The sequence below is a fragment of the Candidatus Chlorohelix sp. genome (genome assembly GCF_037138995.1).
Classification (GTDB): domain Bacteria; phylum Chloroflexota; class Chloroflexia; order Chloroheliales; family Chloroheliaceae; genus Chlorohelix.
This window is the reverse complement of the sequence record NZ_JBAXHI010000007.1, coordinates 93,614-111,922: the sequence shown is the minus strand read 5'-3', so window position 1 is coordinate 111,922 and position 18,309 is coordinate 93,614. Positions and strand designations below refer to the sequence as shown.

Annotated in this window: 15 protein-coding genes, 1 pseudogene and 1 riboswitch; of the genes and pseudogenes, 8 read left to right on the top strand and 8 right to left on the bottom strand. The window is 44.7% G+C overall.

What is annotated here, in order from left to right; genetic code table 11:
- Nucleotides 1–37 precede the first annotated feature (37 nt).
- The 7 genes from WCK19_RS05450 (at nt 38) to WCK19_RS05420 (ending at nt 9,141) form a co-directional block, all read left to right on the top strand.
- Nucleotides 38–1,699: a methylmalonyl-CoA mutase family protein gene (locus WCK19_RS05450; RefSeq protein WP_342396354.1), complete on the top strand. Its 1,662-nt coding sequence runs from the start codon at nt 38–40 to the stop codon at nt 1,697–1,699.
- Between the two features lie 116 nt (nt 1,700–1,815).
- Nucleotides 1,816–2,130, top strand: a complete 315-nt coding sequence (locus WCK19_RS05445; RefSeq protein ID WP_342396353.1) for a hypothetical protein — start codon at nt 1,816–1,818, stop codon at nt 2,128–2,130.
- Nucleotides 2,131–2,256: 126 nt separating this feature from the next.
- Nucleotides 2,257–3,210 (top strand): hypothetical protein, encoded by a 954-nt coding sequence (locus WCK19_RS05440; RefSeq protein WP_342396352.1) that lies wholly within the window; start codon nt 2,257–2,259, stop codon nt 3,208–3,210.
- Nucleotides 3,211–3,297: 87 nt separating this feature from the next.
- Nucleotides 3,298–3,455, top strand: a riboswitch (cobalamin riboswitch).
- Between the two features lie 216 nt (nt 3,456–3,671).
- Nucleotides 3,672–4,763: a nicotinate-nucleotide--dimethylbenzimidazole phosphoribosyltransferase gene (gene cobT / locus WCK19_RS05435; protein WP_342396351.1), complete on the top strand. Its 1,092-nt coding sequence runs from the start codon at nt 3,672–3,674 to the stop codon at nt 4,761–4,763.
- A gap of 24 nt (nt 4,764–4,787) precedes the next feature.
- Complete coding sequence (locus tag WCK19_RS05430; RefSeq protein ID WP_342396350.1) at nt 4,788–5,402, top strand: biotin transporter BioY; 615 nt, start codon at nt 4,788–4,790, stop codon at nt 5,400–5,402.
- Nucleotides 5,403–5,735: 333 nt separating this feature from the next.
- Nucleotides 5,736–8,363: an FtsX-like permease family protein gene (locus tag WCK19_RS05425; protein ID WP_342396349.1), complete on the top strand. Its 2,628-nt coding sequence runs from the start codon at nt 5,736–5,738 to the stop codon at nt 8,361–8,363.
- A gap of 46 nt (nt 8,364–8,409) precedes the next feature.
- A complete protein-coding gene (locus WCK19_RS05420) occupies nt 8,410–9,141 on the top strand; it encodes an ABC transporter ATP-binding protein (protein ID WP_342396348.1) in 732 nt (243 codons plus the stop codon).
- Nucleotides 9,142–9,232: 91 nt separating this feature from the next.
- Here the strand turns inward: WCK19_RS05420 and WCK19_RS05415 are convergent, their stop codons facing one another.
- From WCK19_RS05415 to WCK19_RS05385, 7 genes and pseudogenes are all read right to left on the bottom strand, one after another.
- Entirely contained in the window at nt 9,233–10,468 is a 1,236-nt protein-coding gene (locus WCK19_RS05415; RefSeq protein ID WP_342396347.1) for a copper resistance protein CopC, read from the bottom strand.
- A gap of 24 nt (nt 10,469–10,492) precedes the next feature.
- Nucleotides 10,493–11,788 (bottom strand): MFS transporter, encoded by a 1,296-nt coding sequence (locus WCK19_RS05410; protein WP_342396346.1) that lies wholly within the window; start codon nt 11,786–11,788, stop codon nt 10,493–10,495.
- Between the two features lie 27 nt (nt 11,789–11,815).
- Nucleotides 11,816–12,589 carry a DUF364 domain-containing protein gene (locus WCK19_RS05405; protein ID WP_342396345.1) on the bottom strand — a complete coding sequence of 258 codons (774 nt, stop codon included), beginning with the start codon at nt 12,587–12,589 and terminating at the stop codon, nt 11,816–11,818.
- Between the two features lie 37 nt (nt 12,590–12,626).
- Nucleotides 12,627–13,292, bottom strand: coding sequence for a carbon monoxide dehydrogenase subunit G (locus WCK19_RS05400; RefSeq protein WP_342396344.1), 666 nt, complete (start codon nt 13,290–13,292; stop codon nt 12,627–12,629).
- 335 nt (nt 13,293–13,627) lie between these two features.
- Nucleotides 13,628–13,753, bottom strand: a complete 126-nt coding sequence (locus tag WCK19_RS05395) for a hypothetical protein (protein ID WP_342396343.1) — start codon at nt 13,751–13,753, stop codon at nt 13,628–13,630.
- Nucleotides 13,754–13,932: 179 nt separating this feature from the next.
- Complete coding sequence (gene serA, locus WCK19_RS05390) at nt 13,933–15,270, bottom strand: phosphoglycerate dehydrogenase (protein ID WP_342396371.1); 1,338 nt, start codon at nt 15,268–15,270, stop codon at nt 13,933–13,935.
- A 27-nt stretch (nt 15,271–15,297) separates the two neighbouring features.
- Nucleotides 15,298–15,825 (bottom strand): annotated as a pseudogene (locus WCK19_RS05385) (HAD-IB family phosphatase); the annotation flags it as partial.
- Between the two features lie 366 nt (nt 15,826–16,191).
- Between WCK19_RS05385 and WCK19_RS05380 the strand changes: the two are divergent.
- A complete protein-coding gene (locus tag WCK19_RS05380) occupies nt 16,192–17,544 on the top strand; it encodes a nucleotide pyrophosphatase/phosphodiesterase family protein (protein ID WP_342396342.1) in 1,353 nt (450 codons plus the stop codon).
- A gap of 49 nt (nt 17,545–17,593) precedes the next feature.
- Here the strand turns inward: WCK19_RS05380 and WCK19_RS05375 are convergent, their stop codons facing one another.
- Nucleotides 17,594–18,259 carry a redox-sensing transcriptional repressor Rex gene (locus WCK19_RS05375; RefSeq protein ID WP_342396341.1) on the bottom strand — a complete coding sequence of 222 codons (666 nt, stop codon included), beginning with the start codon at nt 18,257–18,259 and terminating at the stop codon, nt 17,594–17,596.
- Nucleotides 18,260–18,309: the final 50 nt, after the last annotated feature.

Below are 18,309 nucleotides of genomic sequence, written 5' to 3'. Positions count from 1 at the left end.
GGCTGGGTCAAAAGTTAACCTTGGTAGGAGCATACAGATGTCCGCCTCTAACGAAATTACCAGTAAAAAAGAACAATGGGAAGAACAAGCGGTAAAACCGGTCTTGAAGAAATCTCCCGAACGCAAAGGAAATTTCCAGACTAACAGTGGCTTAGCCTTAAAACGACTTTATACTTCTGAAGACCTGCAAAAGCAGGATTACGAGAAAGAACTAGGTTATCCGGGGCAATATCCTTTCACTCGTGGAGTGCAACCAACCATGTATCGCGGCAGGTTCTGGACAATGCGCCAGTACGCCGGGTTCGGAAGCGCGGAAGAATCCAACAAACGTTATCATTACCTGTTAGGTCAGGGGCAAACTGGTCTCTCAGTAGCGTTTGATTTGCCTACCCAAATGGGCTACGATGCGGACCACCCAATGTCGGACGGTGAAGTGGGAAAAGTCGGGGTGAGTATCTGCTCACTGGATGATATGGAAGTTTTGCTAAACGGCTTGCCGCTCGACAAAATTACCACCTCAATGACCATTAACTCTACCGCATCGGTGTTGTTGGCGCTCTATATCGCCGTAGCCAAAAAGAACGGAGTACCGCTTAATAAAATTGGCGGCACAGTCCAAAACGACATCCTCAAAGAGTACGTGGCACGCGGCACTTATATCTATCCATCTCGCCCAAGCATGCGCCTGATTACCGATATGATTGCCTTCTGCACCAACGAAGTACCGAACTGGAATACCATCAGTATCAGCGGTTATCATATTCGTGAAGCCGGAAGCACCGCTGTACAGGAAGTAGCTTTTACCATTGCTAATGGCATTGCCTATGTGGAAGCGGCGATTGCCAGCGGGCAGGATGTTGATAAATTTGCTTCACGCCTTAGCTTCTTCTTCAACGCCCATAACGAATTTTTTGAAGAAGTAGCTAAATTTCGCGCTGCCCGGCGGCTATGGGCGAAAATTATGCGTAACCGCTTCAAGGCACAGAACCCTCAGAGTTGGATGCTTCGTTTCCACACCCAAACTGCCGGTTCTATGCTAACCGCACAACAACCTGAAAACAATATTGTACGGGTTACGCTTCAAGCATTGGCATCTGTACTCGGTGGAACTCAATCCCTACACACCAACAGTATGGATGAGGCGTTGGCGCTACCTACCGAAAAAGCAGTTCGTATAGCCCTACGCACTCAGCAAATTCTGGCTTATGAAAGTGGCGTTGCCGACACGATTGACCCGTTGGCGGGTAGCTATATGGTTGAGGCGCTTACGGACGAAATTGAGCAAAAAGCTCAGGAATATCTCGATAAAATTGATGAGATGGGCGGTACTCTCAAGGCACTAGATCGGGGCTTCTTCCATCACGAAATAGAGGATGCAGCCTATCGGTGGCAGGAAGAAGTAGAAACCGGACAACGTATAATTGTGGGCGTTAACAAATTTGCGATTGATGAAACCGCCACAGTGGATCGCTTGAAGTTAAATCCGGCTCTACGTGATGAGCAAATTGCACGCCTGAATGCGCTAAAAGCCCGCCGTAATAGTGAGGTTGCTACAGCCAAGTTGGAAGCCTTGAAAACTGCGGCGGAAGGTACCGATAACCTGATGCCTTATATAATTGATTGCGTTGAAAACCTAATAACACTTGGTGAGATTTGCAATACTTTGCGCGGAGTATTCGGGGTGTATCACCCTTCCTAAATCTTATACGACTCTAACACAATGAGTAGCCCGGTTAAATTCAGCCTATGCTATAATGGCGGACACCGGGCTTTAATATAGCACGAATTATAGTTAAAAAGGAGCGATAAATTACGATGGGCATTCAAATTGCAGTTTTAACCGGCAAACCGGAAGAAAAGAAAAAAGGCGGTGTCGGAATAATGCGACAAGCCGAAACTGAAAAGGAAGAAACGCATCCTGAAATTAGTCTCGCCGAGCTTGTCAGCAGTGTATTGGAGCAAGTTGGCGCAGGAGTAAGCGGCGAAACCGAAGTGGAAATTGAAATTGCCGGAGTAGTGACATTCGCCGATAAAGATGGCAAGATTGGCGCTACCTTTGATATAGGCAATGAAACTCCGGGTAGCCGTGCAATGAAGCTAAAACTGAAAAGCAAAGTAACCCCTAAGTAATAATTCGATGGCGGCAGGCGTATTCCTGCCGTTTTTTTTTGCCCACTTTCGATGTCGCAGCCACAGCTTATTCTTGCGCTTTATTTAGAATTTTCTGTACTAGACAAAAAAATGGTAATATGGGGTATGGTAAAGCAATCTATAGACACATCGCACATGAAAAGCTCCCCTCCATCAGAGCAATTATTTCCTGTTGAAAGGGAATATGTCCGTTGTGTTAACGCCTTAAACCGCTCCGGTATTCTCACGCTTCTTCCAAATTCCCAAAATCTTGGGGCGCTTGGAATTGATGGAAAAGAGTATCCCATTCCAACCCAAGAGCAGGTTATAGAACTATTTGCTCAAAATAGAGAACTTGTATCCAGAAAAGTTCCACAAGGGTTTGATAATTTAGAATTAACACCCCTAGCAATGCCAACAGCCCTTCTTATTGACCGACTAAAAGCAGCTATTCTTAAACATGCGAGGGAAATTTATCAAACCAGACTTTCTCCATCTGACCCTTTAGTAGCTGTTCGCGTCAATAAAGAAAAACATGTGTGGGTATGGGAAACCTTAAAACAAGCTCTAGACACAGACGAACTTGTATATTTTCCGCAAGCCTATTCAAGCACCCATAAGGGACTGACCAAATTAGAAGTAGTAAATAATGGGCAGATTTGCGCGGTTGCAGGTTGGTCTGTGGGATTAGTTGAAAGTTCCCCCATTATGCCGCAACAAGGTCTAGGAAAGACAATAGGAGGCAGAAAACAATTAGAAGTAGGTTGTTCTCCTAATGAATACTTGCACACATTACAAGCGCAAGCATATCAGGGGGAAACAGGAAAAACGCTTGAAGATTTTATCACAAAATTTCTTACTCATTTAGAATCCACCAATGAAGTAAGTAATGACGTGAGTGATAATAATGCCTTATGGTGTCTTGGGCAATATCTAAAGATACCATATGCAGACTGTGTACCTGCCGGACGCTGGATTAGAAGTGTTGGACGAACTCGCCTAGATTTGCACCGTTCAAATAATAAAAAATGTACCAAGTTTGTGGGTGGTTCCACCACAGTGAGATTGCCAAAGCCTTAATTTCCATCTTTTCCTGCAACTACACTGATATGGTAGTGCAAATTACTTACTATTTTTGGATATACTGTTAGACTTAACCTGATTATATTAAAAAAATAGATTGAGGGACTCTTTTTGCGCTAATTTATTCGATATTAGCAAAGAGTACACAGGGAAAGATCGGTGCAACTCCGACGCAGTCCCGCTGCTGTAAGAGGTATTAATTGCCTCAAGCCAGAACGCCTGCCCTCAAGAGACCGTGTTGACCTTCGCGAGAAAGGGCACGTCAGTAAGAAATTGGCTCAAATTAGCTCAATCCCCACCTCAGAATTTTATAGCAATACTTCCACCCACTTTAAAATACAAGGGGATGATTTGTTGTTGATTTTGGATTGTGCTTTAAGCATTTCCTACTCTCGTACTCCTCTTGTAAGGTATCAATAATTTATGATAGCATACCTGAAATGAGAGGAAACTGAACAATGGAAGAGAGCTTGAAACGGGAAATTGAAGCAACTTTAGCCGCTATTAAGCCTATGGATAAAGAGGCAATGGCGGCAGTACGCGCTAGACAAGAACGCCTAACCAAACCCTCCGGCAGTCTTGGAAGACTCGAAGAAATTACTGTAAAACTCGCCGGTATCACCGGAAACCCGCACCCCAAAGTTGATAGGAAGTGCATTGTATTAATGGCTGGCGACCATGGCGTGGTAAGTGAAGGCGTAAGCGCGTATCCTTCTGAAGTCACCCCTCAAATGGTGTTTAATTTCCTACGGGGCGGCGCTGCGATTAATGTGCTGGCGCGTCAGGTTGGGGCGAGAGTAGTAGTAGCAGATTTAGGGGTAGCCACCGATTTACCGGAGCATCCCGGCTTATTAAATCGAAAAATTGGCTATGGCACTCGTAATATGATGACTGGTCAGGCTATGACTAGGCTCGAAGCCTTAAAAGCGGTACTTGCCGGAATTGAAATAGCCCGTCAAGAAGCGGAGAAAGGGCTTGATGTGGTTGGAACCGGCGATATGGGTATCGGTAATACAACACCAAGCAGCGCCATTGTAGCTACGTTTACCGGACTTCCCGTAGGCATGGTTACAGGACGCGGTACCGGTTTGGATGATTCCGGTTTATCGCGTAAAATAGGTGTGATCGAACGCTCTATTGAAACCAATAGACCCGATAAATCCGACCCACTGGATGTTTTAGCAAAAGTGGGTGGGTTTGAAATAGCCGGTTTGACCGGATTGATATTTGGGGCAGCAGCGGCACAAATACCTGTAGTTATAGACGGTTTTATTAGTACCGCTGCCGCCTTGATTGCTACCGAATGGTATCCACCGGTAAGTAGCTATCTAATTTCTGCTCATAACTCGGTTGAAATTGGTCACCGGGCAATGCTGGAACATATGGAGTTAAGCCCCTTGTTAAATCTTAACCTGCGTTTGGGTGAAGGTACTGGGGCGGCAATTGCCATGAGCGTGATTGAAGCTGCCACAAGAACACTGGAGGAAATGGCTACCTTTGATGAAGCAGGTGTCTCAGAGTCTGAAAGTAAGTTGGAAATCACTCAATAACAACTAAGTGAAGGAAACCACAAAATGCAAGTTCCTAACAGCAAAGGGAATGAATTAGTTACAGCCCGACCTGTAACATTCTCAGATTTAATACCCACCTCAAGACGGCTCGTATGGGTCAGAGAAGCGAGCCTAATAGTAGGCTTCAGCCTGTTGATAGCCTTAGCAGCACAGGTGCGTTTCTATATACCGCCTATCAGTGAAGTGCCGTTTGTGGCTTCAAACATGATTGTAGTGCTGGCAGCGGCAATACTTGGAAGCAAACGTGGGCTTGCCGCAGTTGGGTTATATTTGGCGGAAGGCGCGTTGGGTCTGCCCTTTTTTGCCAACGGTAATTCCGGCTTCTCTGCCCTAACCGGCGTTACGGCGGGGTATCTTTTCGGGTTCGCTGTTTCCGCTTTTATAATAGGTTGGCTGGCTGAAAAAGGCTGGGATAAACGCTTTACCACCTCTTTTCTGGCAATGCTGATAGGCAACCTGATAATTCTGGTGATGGGCGGTTTTTGGTACTCCCTAACCTTTGGGGTTGAGCTTGCTTTTACTCGCGCGATTTTACCGTTTTTACTGGCTGATGCTGTAAAGATGGTATTAGCAGCAGTAGTATTGCCTTCAGCTTGGTTCCTTGTAAAAAAACGCTAAGGTACAACCTTCTTTAAAGATTCTTTGAGAGCAAGCTAATAACATGCTTGCTCTTTTATATTTTAAAAGCATGTGCATTTTAATTATGTCAACTAAAATCTCTCTTACATTTGGGAACATCTGAAACAATTTGCCGAGTATTTTTGTCAAACCAAAGAACGCGCGTTAAATGAACATGAAATTGGTCTTTCGTCGCATAATTTTTAGCAGGAGCGTTTTATACTATAAAGTACATTGGGTTAACTATAAATTTTTTTATAGTACAATGATGAAATGCTTCAGCCGGAGAATTAATCGTCATGTCGTTGGGTTTGAAAACAGGAAAGGCTATTAATGCAAACACTAACCCTTTATTTCAAATATGCTTGGCGTTCTATCTGGCGCGGTGGACAGCGCACATTTTTTGCAATCTTGTGTATTGCAGTGGGTGTGGCTGCTATCGTAGCGCTTCAAACTACTGGGCAAGCCATCAGCGACTCCATTTCTGGAGATGCGAAAGCGCAAGCTGGGGCAGATGTGGTTGTCACTAACCGCCAAAATACTTTCTCCACAGAAGAGCTTTCCAAATTTGATGCCCTCAAACAAGCTGGCACAATCCTTGATTACACCTACTGGATTGGAAACGGTATAGGCATCACCATTTTCAAACCGGATGGGAGCAAAAGTAGCGAATTTGGTAGTTTCTATAGTTCGTTTATTATTGACCCTACTAAATATCCTTATTATGGTAAAGTTGATTTGGAAGCTCCTGCCGGTAAATCCTTAAAGGATGTTTTACTAAAACCCGCTCAGATAGTCATTAACAGCAAAATGGCTAGTAGCATCAATGCTAAAGTAGGAGATAAGGTTAAAGCTACGGGGGATTTAACCACTGAAATCGAAGTAGTGGGTATTCTAAATAGTAAAGCAAAAAGCCCGGACAATCAGGCAGAATTTCTTGGCTACAATTATTTGAGCAATGCTACTGCTAAATTGCTCTTTAGCCCAGAAAATGTAATGCCCAACACTGTATTTGTGAAAACTGCAAGCAATGAAGCAGCAGATAACAAAGCGCGTGACGCGGTCAAAGCGCTTTCACCACGCTTTAAAGCTACTACCAGCGCCGAAATAAACGATCAGGTAAAACAGGCATCGGACGGCATAAGCACCTTGTTGAGCTATGTCGGGTTGATAAGTTTGCTAATCGGTAGCGTGGGTGTGGTAAATACTATGCTGGTGGTAGTAGGGCGGCGTAGCACAGAAATTGCCACAATAAAAGCCATTGGAATGGAAGCCGGACAAACCGTAAAAATCTTTGTAATTGAATCGGCGATTCTTGGTTTCATCGGTAGCTTTTTTGGCATCATTCTGGGTGAATTGTTAGCGTTAATAACCAGCCGAGCAGCCGAAGGGTTTGTAAACCGCTCATTGGAGTACAGGGTTTACTTAAATCCGATAATTATGGGCTTTTTGGTTGGCATCATTACTGCAATTGTATTCGGGTTATTACCCGCTTATTCTGCCAGCAAAATACCACCCGCTCAGGTATTAAGACAAAAAACCAACGCCCTACCCCGCATTTCAATTTGGGCTACTATTGGCATCATTCTGGTGATGACAGTTGTAATGGGCTTAATGGCAGGCGTTATTCTCAAAGGAGAACTGCTGCAAGGCGTACTGATGGCATTTGGTACGCTGGTAAGTTGTGCCATTCTGATACTGATATTTTCTGGCATATTGTGGGTGGTTGGCAAACTCCCTTTGCCATTCGGCTTAAATTATAAAATGGCGAGGCGCAACCTGAGCCGTAATCGTGCCAAGAGCGCAATTACAGTGTTGGTTATGTTGGTCGGCATTTTCGCGATGTCGTTCGTGCTGATATTAGCGGGTAGCCTGAAAGATACCATTAAAGCAACGCTGGAAAAGAGCTTTGGCTATAGCCTTCAGGTTCAGGTAACTAACGATAATCAGAGTCAAGCAATTCAAAAAAGTATCGAGAATAAGCAAGTTCCGGGTCTGGAGAAACAGCTTGTTTTCACCTATGCAAAAGTGCAATGGACAAGTGGGGGCAACACTTCCGCAGATGAGCTAATTGCCGCTAAGGTTAAAAAGGATGCTGCTGACGAGACTTCAAACCAGCAGCAGGGTAATCCTTTCAATATCGGCGTTCCCGATATGTCACTAATCGGCGGGATGAGTACCCAAGATTTACTGGGACTGGCTAAATTAAAAGAGGGCAAGCTCTATGAAAAAGACGATGAAGTAACCATTTCTAACCAAGTTCAGGATGCCTTTAACCTGAAAATCGGTGACAAACTGGTGTATAAAGATTTCAGCGGCAAAGAACTTAGCCTTACGATTACCGGTATATTTGAAAATAAGAGCTTTTTGGTTAACATTGGCTCTGCCGTAACTACTTATAACCGAGTGGGACAGCTACCAGCGCACCAATTCCAGTACGCGCTTACCATTTCGCAGGGGAAGGTTGACCAGGCAGAAAAGTATTTTCAGACTACTTTCCCCGGCGCAAATGTCACCAATTTATCCTTCATTACCAATATATTTAATCAGTTGCTGGATAACTTTACCGCTTTCCCGGTATTGCTGGCGTTTCTGTGCTTGATTGCCGGAGCAGTGCTAATTGCTAACAATGTGGCGTTAGCAGTGCTAGATCGCCGAACCGAGATGGGCGTAATGAAAAGCATCGGCGCAGATAACAATCGGGTTTTAGCTATCATCAACTTGGAAAGTATCATCGTGGGCTTTCTGGGTGGGTTATTTGGGATTATATTGTCAACCACGCTTGCAATATTTGTGGTGCAATTGTTTGGTACGGCAGACAACCCGGCAGTGCTGGATATTTCACCCTTCATTACCTTTGGAATGATTGGTTTAGCGTTGGTTCTGGCAGTATCGGCGACAATTGCCTCCGCTTGGGGCGCCGCGCAAGAAAAACCAATGGTAGTGTTGCGTTACGAATAATTAGCATTCAAGTTATAGGAAGATAGAAGGGAGTAATCTTTAACACATGAGTAATTTAGAGATAAATAAACAGGTGGCACAAATGCCCACTAATGGGTTGGGTGCTACCATTGTAGAATGCCGCAACATTACTAAAACTGTACGCTTGAGCCGCGACCAAAATCTTACCATTCTGCATGAGGCAAACTTTCAGGTAAAACAGGGGGAGATGGTGGCAATAGTCGGCGCGAGCGGCTCAGGCAAAACCACTATGCTTGGTATTATTGGCGGGTTAGATGTGCCAACTTCCGGTGAGGTTTTGATTGCCGGGCAGAATATCAGCAAGCTCAAAGAAAAACAACTTGCTAGAGTGCGAAACCGCACCATAGGCTTCGTTTTCCAGTTCTTCAATCTTGTGCCTACTCTAAGCGCATTGGAAAACGTGATGCTTCCGGTTCAATTTGATAAAAAAGCTCAGTTTAAGCCGGAAGAACGCGCTCGCGAGTTGTTGGGTTTGGTGGGGTTAAGCAATCGTCTCAATAATAAGCCTACTCAATTATCCGGTGGCGAGCAACAGCGTGTTGCCATTGCCAGAGCATTGGCTAACCAACCCGCGTTGTTATTAGGCGATGAACCAACGGGGAACTTGGACAGCCAAAGAGGGCAGGAAATCCTTGATTTATTAAGCGATTTACGCGCCCGACTCGGTTTAACCGTATGTATTGTCACACACGACCCAAATATTGCAGCTAGGTGTGACCGTCAGGTAAATATGAAAGACGGGATGCTAATAAATTAGGCTTCTAATGATATGATTCAGGCAAGGGGTTTAAACCCCTTGTCTCTATATCTAGGTTCATTTTTATTGTTACAAGCTAAAATTCTGTTGATTAACCTACCGGAAGCGATACCAGCAAGCCCGCAATAAACAGAATAGAAGCAAGCGCTAACCCTTCCACCAACCACCAGCGCCATCGCAGAAACAGGCTGGCACGTAATCCTGCAAATACAATGAAAATGGCAGCAACAAAAACAAGCAGCTTTAAAATTAAGGTCTTGCCATAGTTACTTTCAATTTCAAGCTTATATGTTTGGAGGATGCTGCTGGTAACTCCGGTAGTCACCAGAACCAGCACAGCAAGGGCAGCTAACCTTCCAAAACGCTTGATTATATACTGGCGTTGAGAAGCTATTTCCGCTAATCGCCAAATAGCAATGAGCGTGAAAAGACCGCCTACCCATACGCCCATTGCTAACAAATGCAAGGTATTTATAGCCAATCCGGCTATCCCGAAATTAATCGCATGGCTGGATTGCCCGTCTGCCACCGCTAAAACAATACCTGTTGCCAAAATCGCGCTTCTAGCTGCCGTATTTCCTTGCCTTGCCACGCTAACCAGCACCCATAACAGTAAGGCTGCGCCTAGCCTTTGCCCCAAGACACGCCCAAAATTTGAAGCTAGAATATCTCCAATGGTTATGCTGTCGAAAATCTGAGATTCATCAAGGCTGGCGCTCTGTCCGAATAATGCCAGCGGTTCCGCCACCACCAGCAATAATATTCCTGAATTTACAAGTCGCCATATTATCTTTTCTGCTTGTTCTGTTCGGTTTTTAAGCGCGAAAAGTCCAAATAATATAGGAAAAAAGCCGAGCGCATAACCGAGAAAGTGCAACCAACGTGATAAGGTTTGCAAGCCTAAGCCTAGCAATGAAACCGAGCCAAATTCAGCCGAATTTCCTGACAATTGCGAGCTTTGATTACCTACACTAAAGCTAAAACTGCCCCGAACCGGATGAGTATCTTCGGATATAACTTGCCAAACCACCCGATATGTCCCATTCTGGGTGAGCTTTAGAGGAACCGTAACTTTCTGCCCCTCGATTACAGGCACATCGGTTTCAATTTTATTCCCGGATGGGGAGAAAACGGTCACACCGGGGCGAATCAACCGAATCGGTTCGCTGAACCAAATATTAATCATATCCGGGGCAGTTACGAGAATTGAATTATCGGCAGGGTCAGAGCGAAGAAAGCCGGAATGGGCATTTGCCACACTTGCCCGGCTAAAGCCCAATAGCAAAAATAAACAGATAAATGTTGCAAGTACAAGTTTTAAGTGCATTGTTTTTAATCTGAGCAATTTAAATTAGGCTGCTTGCTGGGATACTTCTTTAGGGGTAGGCGGGATTTTTCCTGACTTATGCCCAATCCTGATTACCAGACCCGAAGCAATAAGCGATAAAAGACCCGCCAACAAGAAGCTAACTTGATAATCGCCCAAAATTGTGTAAAGCGTGCCTGCCCCAAAAGAAGCAAAAGCCGCGCCTAGTTGGTGTGCAGCGAATATCCAGCCAAAAATTACGGCGGCACTGGCTTTCCCAAAAATATCGGCGGTTAAGCGAACGGTGGGCGGTACTGTAGCGACCCAATCCAGCCCGTAAAATACGATAAATACTGCCAGCGACAGAAAGCCTGTACCTAGAGCGTAAGGCAAGAAAAGCAACGAGAGACCTCGCAAGCCATAGTACCACGCCAACAACACGCGATTATCAACTCGGTCTGAGAGCCAACCTGAAGCGGTGGTGCCGATAATATCAAAGATACCGATAAGCGCAAGCAAACTCGCAGCAGTTACTTCCGATATGCCATGATCCATCGAGGCAGGAATCAGATGTGTGCCGATAAGCCCGTTGGTGGTAGCGCCGCAAATAAAAAAACTGCCGGAAAGAAGCCAAAAATCGCGCGAACGTAAGCCACGCAACAAGCCGTTTATAGCGTTTGCAAAAGGGTTTCCGACGCTTCTTTCCGGTTCTACGGCATCCGGTTCAGCCCCGTAAGCTTTTAAACCTTTATCGGAAGGGCGATTCCGCATGAATATGGCAACTAGCGGAAATAAAATAATTATTGCAGTTAGGGTAGTCCACGATGCTGCCCTCCAACCAAACGAGGTAATCAGGGTTGCCAGCAGCGGTAGAAATACCAGTTGCCCGGTAGCATTGCTGGCGGTCATCACGCCCAGCACCAACCCGCGCTGTTTCACAAACCAGCGGTTAGTTACAAATGCTGCCAGCACTGTAGCAGTTGCTCCGGTAGATGTTCCGACCATTCCACCCCATAATATATAAAGTTGCCACGGTTCGGTCATAATAGTAGTCAATAATAAAGCGCAGGCAATCGTGCCAAAGGCAATTAACATCACTCGCCTTACGCCAAATCTATCCATCAAGGCGGCGGCGAAAGGACCAAACAGACCAAAAAGAACTAGGTTAATGGCGATTGCAAGCGAAACCGTTGCTCTATTCCAATGAAAATCCTCGCCCAATGGAACAAGCAGCACCCCCGGAGTGGAGCGAATACCGGCAGTTGTGAGCAGCGTCAGGAAGGTAATAATTGCAATGACCCAAGCATAGTGAAATCGAGGGGATGCCGCTCTATCTTTCATTAAAAATTATCCTTATTAATTTAAAGTTTAAACGTCAAAGCACTGCAAGCTATCCAGTAAGTTTAGCAAAGTCACCCTGCGCAACCCACGCATTTTACGGAAAGATAAGCCCGCTTCAATGGATTCAATTAGAGCGGGCATGTCGGAAACTTGCACGCCTGATAGCAAATCTACTCCGAACTTGAAAAGTATGGGAGTGAGAGGAGTGGAGGGACCGAGCATAATAACTTTAGTTCCCGGTTGTACAAGCGCAAGAATACCCTCAAGGGTATGGTTTATCAAAGCGCTACTGGTAATTGCCAGCAAATCGGCGTTGGGTATCACTCTGGGAGCTTCTGAAGCGGGCAAATCCCCTTCGCGCGGGTCGAGTTCCAACACCCACAGCTTTTGTGCAATTGGCTCAAGTTCTTTCACAAATGGAAAATGCCCTACAATTGCCACCTTACGCCCGATAGCGTTTTCAACCAGCCAATCGCCGGCATCAATATCGGCAAGTGTTGCCGGGTCTGGAGCAAGCATACTATTGAGCGTTGCCAACCCTATCGCCACCTGAACAGGCTCAACCTCTCTAACTTTCCCTGCCAGTATTCGCGCATCCTCAATAGCCAAATGGTTCAAGCCGTAATGGAATTGCGCTTGCGCTTTAAATTCCGCAGTACCGGGAGTAGCGGCAACGCCCGCGCGGGTTTCCCCCTCATGGTTAATAACCTCAACCAGCGTCCAGTTCACCCCGATATTGACCTGTTTTATTTTCCAGCCAGCTATCAGCGTTTCAATTATAGAATCTAGTATTAAGGGCATAACTGTATGAGCCTGTGAACTTGTTAAAATTCAGAATCTAGCTGTCGCTATTTCGGATTCTCTTCTTTTTTGAGGATTGTCTTGAGCGTAATATAATGAATAGTATGAACAATGAAATTGCCGCACCGATATAAAGAGGGCGGCGATTAGGTGGAACAATGTCTGAAATCACACCCTTAGCCATACCCATTGCAAATTCAGTTTGAGTAGGAGCTTCTATTTTTGGCGGGGGCGCGGCTTCTTTTTCAGCTTTGGCTTTAACTACAGCTTCGATATATTGATTAACCCCATCGAGACTTTGCTTGGTAAGAGCTTTTGCGGCACTTTCAACTAGACGTTGCCCAACACTGGCTATGCGCCCACCTACATGAGCATCACCCTCATAAATCAGCAGAGTCGTAGTCACGCCTTGCTGTTCTAGCTTAATGTGTCCGGTTCCTTTTACAAAGCCGGGTGCGCCGTTTCCGTTGATGGTCATGCTATAACTCTCAGGAGCATTAAGTTCAGAAAGCACTACCTTGCCCTTAAATTTCCCTTTTACAGGTCCAACGTTAATTTCCAAAGCGGCTTCGTATTCATTATCACCTACAAGGGTTAATTGTTCACAACCCGGAATAATTTTAGAAAGAACTTCAGGGTCTTGTAGCATCTGGAAAACCATTTCACGAGGCGCTTCAAATGTATAATTACCTTCAATTTTCATAGTCAATCCCTCGATTAAAACATATTCTTAGTAAAACTATTTATCACAAGTGTAAGCAAATTAGATTATTGAAAAGCTGAAATAAAAACCCCTATTTTTATGCTGCTGGGGAAATTTACTTATATAAACAGAATGGAATAAACATGGATTCAGCCCATGATATTTCCTATACTATAAACTAACCGAACAAGTGGATTCTCTCAATTTTTAGATAGTATCATAACCAAAGAGGATTGACAATACTGTTCACAGCTTGGCAGTGTTCCATGTTAGGGTAATCGATTATAAAAATCAGAAAAAGTTAGACCAAGTGAGCAGGAACATCAAAGCTTTTATCAGGCATTATGGGAGGCAGCCGGAGAGCTAGAGCAGGGACGCGCAGTCTTTCTGGCTCTTGGGAGTTGCGCTGGCTCAATCCGCTCAAATCCTGCTTGGCTTTGTTGCGCCCTGCTGGTTTTCAACCTTCTTTATCCTAACTCTGAACACTTACCAAATCTGATGGATTTACCTAAAACCTAGATATAAACCCATCGCTTGAGGCAGAAGTAATCTCACACGGGCTGCCCTTACCTAAGAATATCCAGACCGCCCGCGCTTTGAAAGAACCCCAGCCACCATCGCCCTGATGGAAGGCACACAATTAGAATAGCACTCTAAATTTTATGGTGTTGGGAATGCTAACCAATTCCTGCACTACTTTGTCAGAGTAGGCGCTGCTTACATCGGTAATTACATAACCTATCTCTTCGTTAGTTTTCAAATACTGCCCGATGATGTTCAGGTTATTATCTGCCATTATCGAGTTGATACGCGCCAAAATGCCCGGTACATTCTGATGTACATGAATTAACCTGTGACCGGATAACAAGGTGGGAAGGTTGATATTAGGGAAATTAACACTCAAGGTAGTATCGCCGTTGTCCACATAATTGCTCAGTTTATTGCTAACGAAATCGGCAATGTTTTGTTGAGCTTCGATAGTGCTTCCGGCAATATGCGGAGTCAGAATGACATTCGGCATACCTTGAAGTTCACTCACAAAGGGGTCTTTGTTACTTTTCGGCTCTTCGGGAAACACGTCTATAGCTGCGCCATTAATGGATTTATCCTTTAAAGCTTTTACCAGAGCTTTTAGATCTACTACCGAACCTCGACTGGCATTGATGAATATTGCGCCCTGCTTCATCATTTTAAATTCAGGCGCACCGATAAGGTTATGGTTGGATTTTCGCCCATCTACGTGTACCGACACAATATCGGCTATTTCAAGTAGTTCGTCCAAAGAGCGGCAGACTTTAGCGTTGCCCAGCGCGAGTTTATCCACGATGTCATAGAAATATACTTCCAAACCTAGACTCTCAGCCAACACCGATAGCTGCGAGCCGATATTGCCATACCCGATTAGTCCAAGTTTTTTGCCTCGAATTTCGCGAGAACCTTCCGCAGATTTTTCCCAAACACCCCGGTGCATTTTCTGGCTCTTATCAAACACGTCCCGACTTAGCATAATAATTTCGCCGATTGTAAGCTCAACTACAGAGCGAGTGTTGCTATATGGAGCGTTGAAAACAGCTATGCCTTTGCGAGTGGCGGCTTCAAGGTTTATTTGGTTAGTTCCGATACAAAAAGCCCCGATAGATAACAAACGGTTAGCGTTATTGAGAACCTCCTGAGTAAGTTCTGTTTTGGAACGAATACCTACTATAGAGACATTTTTGATTTCGTTTATTAGTTCATCTTCGCCCAATGCCCGGTCGTAAGTTTTAACATCATAGCCCTGCTTTTCGTAGTATTCGGCAGCCCTCTGGTCAATTTTTTCAAGTAGTAGCACTTTCATCCGGCTTTTAGGGTAAGATTGTGACCTAGGCAGTTTTAAGCGATACAAAAACTCGTCAAAATCAGGCGCTTCATAATCGGCTAGTTTTACCAAACCTTCTCGCCTGACACTTTCGGTATAGGCGAAAAAGGCTTTTGCCATTGCTCGCTCCTTAATTTGGTAATCACTATAGCGGGAGCCAATTGCATAAACCTCTCCCTGCAAATGGAGCGCTTGCACTGCTTTTACCTTGCCCTGATTTTGAGAGAGTAGGTTATTTTCATCATAGCCGGTAGCATCTCCGTTAGCATCAAAAATATAGGTGTTTGCCAAAACATGGCTCTCGCTAATGCCGTATGCTGCTACTACAGGGGCGATATATTCTTTGAACCCGCTTGAAACTATATATACCTGCTCACCGTATTCCTTGAAAAAGTGTTTGTTCCTTGCAAAAGAGGGGCTAATTTGTTTGCTTAGTGCAGTAACAAGCGTCTTTATATGTTTTCGGTTTGGAAAAAACAGACTTGTACGTTGTGCAAGGGAGTCTTGATAAGATATTTCGCCCTCTTTTTCCAGTTGGGTTAAGTGCTTAATCCTGTCAAGTAGCCCGTTGCGGTCAGGTCTACTTTTCAATACAATACGCGCCAATTCTTCTAGGGCATCCACTGTTACAAAGGTGGTATCGAAATCAATGATATAGGTATGGTTATTTTTCATCAGAAATACCTGTGCCTGCTTCTCCTGTGTTTAATTTGGGACACGACTTCGTTTGAAATTCAATACTTGCTACTCGCTTTTAATACTCTTGCTAATTTTACTAATTATACTAGATGTTACAGGGTAGTTTTTGTTACCCTCATTTATTTACATCCCTATAGTATTCTGCTAGTATCCCTGAAGAACTATTTACATGCAAATTTTTAGCCACCCAGAATTTCAGCTTAAATTTAAGGTGGCTATGACTGAAAATTCGTCTATTTTATAGAGAAATATTCAAATTTCACTTTAGAGTTGGCTCTAGTTGGTAGCCCCGTTGTACGTACGTTAAAATTGAAACGCGATAAATTGAGCAGGAGTAGATTGATGAATAATCTCAAAGAAATTGCGGAACGAACCTTGATGCAAAGACAGCAATTACCCAATTTTTTTGGTTCGCAAGCGGTTCGCCCTAGTTATGATGGCTTGGGGCTAACTAATGTGCCTGCGCTTGCCTTGAAATTGCTTGGGGCAGATAGCACAACTGTACCTGCATATAACCCGATTCTGTACAATTCCAATGAGATAAGCGACGCTTTTGAACAATTGACGAAACAAAGCCCAATTAATCATGTTGTAGTATTGTTAATAGATGCGCTTGGATATGACCAGCTAGAAAACCAAATCAAGGCGGGCAAAGTTCCCAACTTCGAGCAAATGACTCAAAACCCACATAATTTCTATGCGCCCATCACTTCGGTTTATCCCAGTACCACTACCACCGCTCTGACTTCAGTAGCGACGGCACGCACACCTCAAGAGCATGGCATTATGGGAACTTGTAACTTCTTTCCAGATTTGGGCGTAAGCGTGAACCTGATACGCTTCGCTGCTGCTTTCGATTCTTCTCTTTCTATTTCCGAACAGCATCTGAATCCGGATACGCTTTTACCTGTTCCAAATATTTTTACCATGCTAGAGCGTAAGGGCATCAAAACTTCGCAAGTAAATTATTATGCTTATGAGAATTCGGGTATCAGCCGTTTCACCACTGCGGGGTCGAAGACAAAATACAACGGTTATTATACACCTGCCGATGCAATGGCAACTATACGCCAATTAATCGAGCAATTACCCGCCGATGGTACGCAGAAAAGTTATACTTATGCTTATATACCCACTATTGATACCACCGCGCACGCTTACGGACCGCTCCAACCTAACTATGAAGCAGAACTGGCAGCGATTGATTTTTCTCTAAATCGTGAAATACTCTCACGTTTGCAGCGCAAAGATGTACTCTTGATTATAACTGCCGATCATGGGCAAATTCATGGACTCGGCAATCGTATTATGTGGTTGAATGAACACACCGTGCTTACCAGCGCACTGATTACACCGGCTACCGGAGAAAGTCGCGCTACCTATTTACATCTGCGTAATGGAACAGAGGTACTAGAGCGAACACGTGCCTACATTGAAGACAAATTCAATGGGCAAGTAGCGGCGCTAACCCGTAACGAAGCGTTGGATGCCGGGCTTTTCGGAGACCCTCAGAAAGTACCTTCTGAACAATGCCTAGATCGAATAGGTGACCTTGTATTATGCCCGCTGGATAATTGGCAAATTAGGCAAAGGCTTAAAGGGGTTGACCGTCTAAACTTCCTTATAGGGGTACATGGCGGACTTACACGCGAGGAGATGCTGGTGCCATTTCTGGCTCTGCGCTTAAACCAGTAAAAAAGCAAGTAAAAATAAAGGCGGGTTTTGCAGCCCGCCCTTTTGTTTCTTATTTGTGTTTTCCGTTTTTGCTACGCGCTTTGGGGTCAGGGCTGAGGTAGTAAGTCATACTCTGAAGCGCTGCAACCGGATCTAGCGAGCGAAGGCGCACATCCGCCGGAACCTGTACCGTAATCGGAGCATAGTTGAGAATAGCTTTTACTCCAGCATTTATCAGCAAATCAACTACATGCTGGGCGCTATGGGCAGGTACAGCCACAATCGCTACGTTCAACCCCAAATCGGGAATAATTTCAGGGATTTTGCTAAAATGATGTATTGTCATCCCCATTTCTTCAGCGCCGAGTTTGCGGGTATCCGAGTCGAAAAGGGCTTTTATTTCAAAGCCTTTATCCTTAAACCCAGTGTAATGAACAATTGCTTTGCCTAGTAAACCGACACCGATTAATGCCACTCCCCAAGAGTGGTCAAGATGTAAAATATCTCGAACTTGGTTTAATAAGAACTGGACATTATAGCCTTTGCCCTGTTTGCCAAATTCACCAAAATAGCTCAGGTCACGTCGAATTTGAGCAGCCGTTACGCCGATTCTTGCTCCAAGCTCACTGCTACTAACAGTAGTTACCCCTTCGCTTGCTAAATAGGTCAGCGTTTGAGCATAAATTGGTAGTCTTCTTATTACAATATCGGGTATTTCCGGGTCATTTATGGGCATGGAGTTAGCTTCCTTTCACGGCAACCTGCACCTTCGCCGAATCAGCCGGT

Excerpts from the sequence above, each read along its gene's own strand:
- WCK19_RS05450 (WP_342396354.1), top strand. The coding sequence starts at position 38 with ATGTCCGCCTCTAACGAAATTACCAGTAAAAAAGAACAATGGGAAGAA.
- WCK19_RS05445 (WP_342396353.1), top strand. The coding sequence starts at position 1,816 with ATGGGCATTCAAATTGCAGTTTTAACCGGCAAACCGGAAGAAAAGAAA.
- WCK19_RS05440 (WP_342396352.1), top strand. The coding sequence starts at position 2,257 with ATGGTAAAGCAATCTATAGACACATCGCACATGAAAAGCTCCCCTCCA.
- cobT (WP_342396351.1), top strand. The coding sequence starts at position 3,672 with ATGGAAGAGAGCTTGAAACGGGAAATTGAAGCAACTTTAGCCGCTATT.
- WCK19_RS05430 (WP_342396350.1), top strand. The coding sequence starts at position 4,788 with ATGCAAGTTCCTAACAGCAAAGGGAATGAATTAGTTACAGCCCGACCT.
- WCK19_RS05425 (WP_342396349.1), top strand. The coding sequence starts at position 5,736 with ATGCAAACACTAACCCTTTATTTCAAATATGCTTGGCGTTCTATCTGG.
- WCK19_RS05420 (WP_342396348.1), top strand. The coding sequence starts at position 8,410 with ATGAGTAATTTAGAGATAAATAAACAGGTGGCACAAATGCCCACTAAT.
- WCK19_RS05415 (WP_342396347.1), bottom strand. The coding sequence starts at position 10,468 with ATGCACTTAAAACTTGTACTTGCAACATTTATCTGTTTATTTTTGCTA.
- WCK19_RS05410 (WP_342396346.1), bottom strand. The coding sequence starts at position 11,788 with ATGAAAGATAGAGCGGCATCCCCTCGATTTCACTATGCTTGGGTCATT.
- WCK19_RS05405 (WP_342396345.1), bottom strand. The coding sequence starts at position 12,589 with ATGCCCTTAATACTAGATTCTATAATTGAAACGCTGATAGCTGGCTGG.
- WCK19_RS05400 (WP_342396344.1), bottom strand. The coding sequence starts at position 13,292 with ATGAAAATTGAAGGTAATTATACATTTGAAGCGCCTCGTGAAATGGTT.
- serA (WP_342396371.1), bottom strand. The coding sequence starts at position 15,270 with ATGGCAAAAGCCTTTTTCGCCTATACCGAAAGTGTCAGGCGAGAAGGT.
- WCK19_RS05380 (WP_342396342.1), top strand. The coding sequence starts at position 16,192 with ATGAATAATCTCAAAGAAATTGCGGAACGAACCTTGATGCAAAGACAG.
- WCK19_RS05375 (WP_342396341.1), bottom strand. The coding sequence starts at position 18,259 with ATGCCCATAAATGACCCGGAAATACCCGATATTGTAATAAGAAGACTA.